The 3,032-nt window shown below is 46.7% G+C and carries 2 protein-coding genes and 1 pseudogene; all 3 read left to right on the forward strand.

Features of this window, described 5'->3' with window-relative positions; genetic code table 11:
• The first annotated feature begins 135 nt into the window (after positions 1 to 135).
• Entirely contained in the window at positions 136 to 1,056 is a 921-nt protein-coding gene (locus tag B7Y67_RS14025) for a histone deacetylase family protein (RefSeq protein WP_293599177.1), read from the forward strand.
• Positions 1,057 to 1,103: 47 nt separating this feature from the next.
• Positions 1,104 to 2,756, forward strand: a complete 1,653-nt coding sequence (locus tag B7Y67_RS14030; RefSeq protein WP_293599178.1) for an acyl-CoA synthetase — start codon at positions 1,104 to 1,106, stop codon at positions 2,754 to 2,756.
• A gap of 58 nt (positions 2,757 to 2,814) precedes the next feature.
• Positions 2,815 to 3,032 (forward strand): annotated as a pseudogene (locus tag B7Y67_RS14035) (electron transfer flavoprotein subunit beta/FixA family protein); the annotation flags it as partial.

Here is a 3,032-nt window from a genome sequence, read left to right on the forward strand (position 1 = left end):
GAAGTAGGGTTATGAATAGTATTGATGTGAGATTGGAGATGCGAAAATTCATGGATAAGAAAGTGGGTTTTTGATGTTCTGCTAGGTTTAATTAAATTATAAAAATTATAGTTTTGCTATTGAGGATTTCTAGTAATGACAACAGGATACATAACTCATCCAGACTTTCTAAAGCATGAGATGGGTAGTCATCACCCCGAGTGCCCAGAGCGCATTCAGGCAATTAATGATCAGCTGATTCGCAGCGGTGTAGATCGTTTTCTGCATCATTTAGATGCGCCATTAGCAACTGAAGACCAATTGGAGTTAGTTCACAGCCCAGATCATATCGCCTTTGTTAAAGAGCGTTCGCCTGCTAGCGGTTACTTCATGCTCGATGGTGACACTATTATGAACCCTCATACTTGGAGCGCCGCTTTGCGTGCTGCAGGTGCTGCCATTGCCGGTGTGGATGCGGTTATGAAGGGTGAAGTTGAAAATGTGTTTTGTGCGGTGCGCCCGCCAGGTCACCATGCGGAGCCAACCCGCTCTATGGGATTTTGTGTTTTTGATAATGTAGCAGTAGCAGCACGATATGCCATGGAAGAGTATGGCATTGAGCGTGTCGCCATTATTGATTTCGATGTCCATCACGGTAATGGTACTGAAGCAGCGTTCTTTAATGATCCTAATGTGCTGATGTGTAGTTTCTTTCAGCACCCGTTTTATCCCTACAGCGGCTTAGATGGGGCAAACAATATGGTGAATGTTCCACTTCCTGCATCTACACGTGGTGATGTGGTGCGATCAATAGTGGAAGAGCAGTGGTTGCCGCGTTTACGAGACTTTGAGCCAGAGCTCATCATCATCTCTGCAGGCTTTGATGCTCATCGCGAGGATGATTTGGGGCAGATGGGCTTGGTAGAGGATGATTATGCTTGGATGACTAAGCAGCTTAAGGGGATTGCAAGCCAATATGCTCAAGGTCGCATTGTCAGTTGCCTAGAGGGTGGCTATAACCTTTCTGCTTTGGGCCGCAGTGTGGTTGCGCATGTTAAAGCACTCGCAGATATTTAAGAGAAATTAGCAGTTCAGATTAAAAAAGACCAATCTTTAAGGCGCATATGGCTAATATTTTTGAGCAAGGTTTAGAGCGAAACTCAGCCAACTTCACTCCGATTACCCCACTATTATTTCTTGAGCGATCAGCACAGGTGTATCCAGATCGCTTGGCAATCGTTCATGGCAAGCTGCGCCAGACTTGGAGCCAGACTTATGAGCGTTGTCGTCGCCTAGCAAGCACTCTGCAAAAGCATGGAATTGGCTTGGGCGATACCGTTGCCGTGATGTTACCTAATACGCCCCCAATGGTTGAGGCGCACTTCGGAATCCCGATGGCTGGAGCAGTATTGAATGCCCTAAACACACGCCTTGATCCAGAGTCAGTTGCCTTTATGTTGAATCATGGTGAAGCAAAAGTGGTGATGGTGGATCCCGAATTCTCGGGAGTGATGAAAAAAGCCCTTGAGATCGCGAAGAAAGAAAGTGGCCGTGAGTTTTTAGTAATTGATGTCGAGGAAAATGAGTTTGATGTTCCTGGTGAAAAGTTAGGCGCACTGACTTATGAGAAGCTCTTATCTGAGGGCGACCCCCAGTTTGCATGGCAAGTCCCCGCGGATGAATGGCAAGCCATTTGCCTCAATTACACCTCTGGAACTACCGGCAATCCAAAAGGCGTGGTGTATCACCATCGTGGCGCAGCCATTAATGCCGTCTCGAATATTTTGGATTGGGACATTAATAAGCACCCTATTTATCTCTGGACGCTCCCCATGTTCCATTGCAATGGTTGGTGCTTCCCCTGGACGATAGCTGCTCGTGCAGGTATTAATGTCTGTCTACGTCGCGTTGATGCGCAACATATTTTTGCTGCCATTAAAGAGCACGGTGTTACGCATTACTGTGCAGCTCCCATTGTGCATAACCTTTTAGTCAATACCTCCGATGAATTAAAGGAGGGTGTACCTCCTGGAGTGAAGGGTTTAATCGCAGGCGCCGCACCTCCAGCTTCGATTATTGAAGGCATGGAAAAGCTCGGGTTTGATTTGACGCACGTCTACGGATTAACTGAGGTCTACGGTCCCGCAGCAGTTTGTGTAAAGCAGGATGAGTGGAATGAGGTAGATATTGGTGAGAGGGCTCGCCTCAATGCCCGTCAAGGTGTTCGTTATCACATGCAACAAGCAATTGCTGTTCTTGATCCTGAGACTCTTAAGCCTGTGCCTGCTGATGGTGAGACCATGGGCGAAATTATGTTTAAGGGCAATATCGCCATGAAGGGTTACCTCAAGAATGAGAAGGCAACTAAAGAGGCCTTTGAGGGAGGCTGGTTTCATTCTGGTGATTTAGCAGTGATGAACCCTGATGGCTATATCAAGATGAAAGATCGTAGTAAGGACATCATTATTTCTGGCGGTGAAAATATTTCCTCTGTGGAGGTTGAGGATGTTCTCTATCGTCATCCAGCAGTGATGGCAGCTGCAGTAGTTGCCAAGCCCGACGATAAGTGGGGCGAGACACCTTGTGCATTTTTGGAGATCAAGCCCGGTATGGAAGTGACGCCCGCTGACATCATCGCCCATTGCAAGCAGCATCTGGCTGGTTTTAAGGTTCCAAGAGCCATTGTTTTCTGTGAGCTACCAAAGACCTCTACCGGCAAGATTCAGAAGTTTGAATTGCGTAAGCAGGCAGGATCCGCTTCAGCAATCGACGTCTAACTCTAATTGGTGCTAGACGGATAAAATAGAAAAGTTACTCAAAAATAGAGAATTCAGCATGAAAATCTTAGTCGCAGTAAAGCGTGTCGTTGATTACAACGTCAAAATTCGGGTTAAATCAGATAACTCCGGTGTCGATTTGGCGAACGTCAAAATGAGTATGAATCCTTTTGATGAGATTGCAGTGGAAGAGGCGGTTCGACTCAAGGAGTCAGGCGTTGCGACTGAGATAGTGGTAGTTTCTGCAGGCCCAACTCAATGTCAGGAAACATTGCG

The sequence above is a fragment of the Polynucleobacter sp. 35-46-11 genome, from assembly GCF_002281105.1.

Coding starts and splice junctions, on each gene's coding strand:
- B7Y67_RS14025 (WP_293599177.1), top strand. CDS start 136: ATGACAACAGGATACATAACTCATCCAGACTTTCTAAAGCATGAGATG.
- B7Y67_RS14030 (WP_293599178.1), top strand. CDS start 1,104: ATGGCTAATATTTTTGAGCAAGGTTTAGAGCGAAACTCAGCCAACTTC.